The organism is Streptomyces sp. NPDC059080, assembly GCF_042739975.1.
In the GTDB taxonomy this organism is placed as follows: domain Bacteria; phylum Actinomycetota; class Actinomycetes; order Streptomycetales; family Streptomycetaceae; genus Streptomyces; species Streptomyces benahoarensis.
The window spans coordinates 119,214-122,817 of the sequence record NZ_JBHYGX010000014.1; the positions used below are offsets into that span (position 1 = coordinate 119,214).

Below are 3,604 nucleotides of genomic sequence, written 5' to 3' on the forward strand. Positions count from 1 at the left end.
CGCGTAGCTCACTCCGTGGCGTGGGGCCCGGCCGGCTGGGCGGTCTGGCGCGCCCCCCCGCGCGGGCGGGGGGGGGGGGCGCCCCCCCCCCCGCGGGGGGGGCGCGCCGGGGGCCCGCAGCAGTGGGCCGGGACGCGGTGGCTCAGCCGTCCGCACCGCCGTGGCCGTCGTGGTCCCCGGCACCGCCGTGGCCGTCATGGTCGACGTGGGAGCGGAGCACGCGGGTGGTGAGGGCATCGAGAGTGTGGGAGGAGACCTCGCAGCGGCCCGCCGACCGGATCGCGGTCACGGCCGGGCGGCTGGACGAGGCCGAAGCGACGGGTTCGCGGAGCCAGTTGGGCCGGGTGCTGGGCAATCTGCTGGACAACGCGCAGCGCCACGCCGCCGCGGCGGTACGGGTGGAGGTGGTGCGTAACGGCGCGGAGGCGGTGTTACGGGTCGACGACGACGGGCCGGGCGTCCCGCCGGGGGACCGTGAGCGGATCTTCGAGCGCTTCGTCCGGCTCGGCGACGCGCGGGCGCGGGACCGGCGCGGGCCGCCGGGTGCCGGGCCGCGGTCCAGGGCTGCGTCGCCGGTGCCGCGGTCCGGGGGCTGGACCGCGGCGGGCGGGCTCAGAGGGCGCCGCGGTGCTCCCGCAGCCGGGCGGCGACCGGCCCCAGCGAGGAGTGCAGCTGCGCCAGGCCCTCGGGGGTGAAGAGGTCGATGAAGTGCCTGCGCACCGAGGCGACATGGTGCGGCGCGACCCGGCGCATGGTCTCCCAGCCCTCGTCGGTCAGGACGGCGTAGAGGCCGCGGCGGTCCGATTCGCAGTGCTCACGGCGGACCAGGCCGGCGTTCTCCATGCGGGTGATCTGGTGCGAGAGCCGGCTCTTGGACTGCAGGGTGCTCGCCGCGAGATCGCTCATCCGCATCCGGTGGTTCTCGGCCTCGGAGAGGTTGACGAGGATCTCGTAGTCGTTGTTGGTCAGCCCGAACGGCTGGAGATCGCGCTCCAGTTGGTGCATCAGCAGCCTGCTGACGTCCAGATGGGTACGCCAGGCGCGCTGTTCCTGGTCGGTCAGCCAGGGGGTGTCGCTGTCGGTCGTCATGGATGAATTCTACCCGTAAAAGTTGAATGATGAAATAAATTCGGGTCATCGGGCGGACCGCGCGGCGGCCGCCGGTTCCGGCTCTCCGTGCCGGACGTGGTGCTCAGGCGTTCGAGCCGCTCACCGTGCGCAGACTACCGTTCACAGCCCGAAACGTTGCTGGAGGCCACCGAGCGCACCCGGCAGCTGCGGCACTTGTGAGCCACTTCCCCCGCCGGGACCCCCACCCCCGGGAACACCTGGCTCCGACGCCACCTCGGCCGTCGGCCGCTCCGCCATCAACTGCTCCGTCGACTGCAGCAGGACCGTACCGGCGCCCACGAACTCGAATTGGTGCTCCTCGCCCGACACCCCGCCCAGACCGGTGTGCGCCCGGACGCCGCCGAGGAATCCCCGCAGGTACCGATGGTCGTAGTGGTGGCACGGCGACGGGCAGTCCGCCCAGCCGACGAGGGCCTGCGGGTCCACCCGGATCGGCGGCTCTGCGAAGACCACCGGGCCGTTGGACGCGGCGACGAAGGTGCCGGTGCCCAGCAGCGTCAGGAAGCCCGGAATGATCGACTGCTTCAGCGACAGAGATGGCTGAAACGCGAGCAGATTGCCGGAGCGAATGGTGAGGTTGCCGTCGTCGAGGTCGTAGGAGTTGACGTCGAAGGCCCGGTCGGCGAGGACCATCTTGCCCCGGCCCTCGGCCACCACCCAGTCCGCCGCGTGCAGCGGCGAATGGAAACTCGTCGAGATCAGCCGCTCCAGCGGACCGTGCCCGATGCCGTGGAAGTCGATCGCGCCGTAGTACGCGATCATCTTCCCCTTCTGCAGAAACCACTGCCCCTGAAGCTCCACCGAGAACGCGTAAGCATTGACGTTGTCGTTACGCGGCAGGGTGTGGACGTCGTGGATGACGGGTGTGCTCACAGCTTCTCCTCCGACGCCTGTACATAGACGGTGCCCTGGCCCGACAGCTCCAGCTGGAACGCCTCGCCCGAGCCGCGGCCGACCATCTCGCGCCAGCCGAGCGCGGCGGAGAGCTTGTTGCGCACCTCGCCGCGGTGGGCGACGTATGCCTGCGGGTCGACGTGGACCGGCCGCTGCGGGGAGATCGGCAGCGCGATGACGCCGCCGTGGGCCATCACCGCCGCCGAGCCGTGCCCCTCAAGGGTGGTGGTGAACAGGCCCTGCCCGGTGACCTGGCCGCGCACCATGCCCATCACGCCGCCCTGTGAGCCCAGGAACATCGTGCCCTGCCGCAGTGAGCCGTCGAACGCCAGCAGCCGGTCGGCCTCGACGTACAGCGTCTCGCCCGTGAGGTCTATGGCCTCGACGTGGTGGCCGCCGTGGCCGAACATCACCGTGCCGTCGCCCTCCACCGTCATCAGCGGGGTGGCCTCGTTGGCCAGGCGGCGCCCGATCATCGAGCCGATGCCGCCCTGACCGCCCTGGATGTTCGGCGTGAAGGAGACCTCGCCACGGTAGGCGAGCATCGCGCCGCGCTGGCTGAACAGCCGGGCCCCCGGCGCGATCCGCGCTTCGACCATGCGGGAGTTGAGGACCGTGAACGGCATCAGACCTCACCGCCGACGGTGTTGCGCTCGCTGGGCTGGACGTACACCAGGCCCTCGCCCTCGAAACGGATCTGGAACGCCTCGCCGGACCCCTCGCCCAGGAACGTGCGGAAGTTCACCCCGGACTGGAAGTGCTGCTTGAGATCGCCGGTGTGCGCGATGTACGCGCCCGGGTCGACCTGGAGCGGATACTCCCGGGTGACCCGCAGCACCACCGCCTGGCCGTCGGAGAGCAGCGCCGCCTGGCCGGTGCCCTCCACGGTGGTGGTGAACAGGCCGTTGCCCTGCGAGGCGCCGCGCAGCCCCGTGAAGGTGGTGCCGGTGTGCAGCGCGGCGTCCGTGCAGAGCAGATTGCTCGCCTCCACGAACAGCTTCTCGCCGTGCAGCTGCACCAGGTTGATCTCGCTCGCGCGGTCGGCGAAATAGCAGGTGCCCTGCCCCTTCACCTCCATGACCGCCATCTGCTCACCGGTCAGGCGCCGGGTGACCATCCCGCGCAGCCCCTCACCCCCTCCGGTCTTCTTCTTGAACGACATCTGTCCCTCGTACGCGACCATCGCGCCGTTCTTCGCCTTGACGGCGTCGCCCGACATGTCGACGGCGAGCACCTTGCTCCCGTGGAGCCGAAACTGAGCCACGTCCCGAACGGTAGCCGCAGCACCGCCCGCCGTGGGAGGCCCGACGACCCCTGATCCGCTCGGGGATCGCCCCCATTCCTCCCGGGCGCCAAGAGGCGTTCGTCCCCTACGGGGCCGCCGCCCGGCCCCCGGCGCAGCGGTCCCGGGAGCGGCTGTAACAATGGACGACAGGCTTGTGAACCCTTGCACAAGCATGGGGCGGGGGGGGGGGGGGGGGGGGGGGGGGGGGGGGGCGCGGGGGAGACGAGACGCGACCCACCACCCCGACACGCAGCCGCGACCCCCGAGCCCCACCGACACACCACGCACACTCCA

6 protein-coding genes are annotated in these 3,604 nt (G+C 71.4%); 1 reads left to right on the forward strand and 5 read right to left on the reverse strand.

Going from position 1 to position 3,604, the window contains the following annotated elements; translation table 11 throughout:
- Positions 1-142: 142 nt before the first annotated feature.
- The gene (locus ACFWWQ_RS14545; RefSeq protein WP_384595544.1) at positions 143-289 is read right to left on the reverse strand and encodes a hypothetical protein; all 147 of its coding nucleotides are present in this window, start codon (positions 287-289) and stop codon (positions 143-145) included.
- Here ACFWWQ_RS14545 and ACFWWQ_RS14550 point away from each other — a divergent pair.
- On the forward strand, positions 243-695 hold the full coding sequence (locus tag ACFWWQ_RS14550; protein WP_384595541.1) for an ATP-binding protein: 453 nt from the start codon (positions 243-245) through the stop codon (positions 693-695). The genes ACFWWQ_RS14545 and ACFWWQ_RS14550 overlap by 47 nt on opposite strands.
- Here ACFWWQ_RS14550 and ACFWWQ_RS14555 read toward each other — a convergent pair.
- From ACFWWQ_RS14555 to ACFWWQ_RS14570, 4 genes are all read right to left on the reverse strand, one after another.
- Entirely contained in the window at positions 613-1,089 is a 477-nt protein-coding gene (locus ACFWWQ_RS14555; RefSeq protein ID WP_384595455.1) for a MarR family winged helix-turn-helix transcriptional regulator, read from the reverse strand. The two genes, ACFWWQ_RS14550 and ACFWWQ_RS14555, sit on opposite strands and share 83 nt — an antisense overlap.
- Before the next feature lie 141 nt (positions 1,090-1,230).
- Positions 1,231-2,004, reverse strand: coding sequence for an AIM24 family protein (locus ACFWWQ_RS14560; protein WP_384595458.1), 774 nt, complete (start codon positions 2,002-2,004; stop codon positions 1,231-1,233).
- Positions 2,001-2,651, reverse strand: a complete 651-nt coding sequence (locus ACFWWQ_RS14565; RefSeq protein ID WP_384595460.1) for an AIM24 family protein — start codon at positions 2,649-2,651, stop codon at positions 2,001-2,003. Before ACFWWQ_RS14565 ends, ACFWWQ_RS14560 begins: the two co-directional genes overlap by 4 nt.
- Complete coding sequence (locus ACFWWQ_RS14570) at positions 2,651-3,289, reverse strand: AIM24 family protein (RefSeq protein WP_384595463.1); 639 nt, start codon at positions 3,287-3,289, stop codon at positions 2,651-2,653. Before ACFWWQ_RS14570 ends, ACFWWQ_RS14565 begins: the two co-directional genes overlap by 1 nt.
- Positions 3,290-3,604 lie beyond the last annotated feature (315 nt).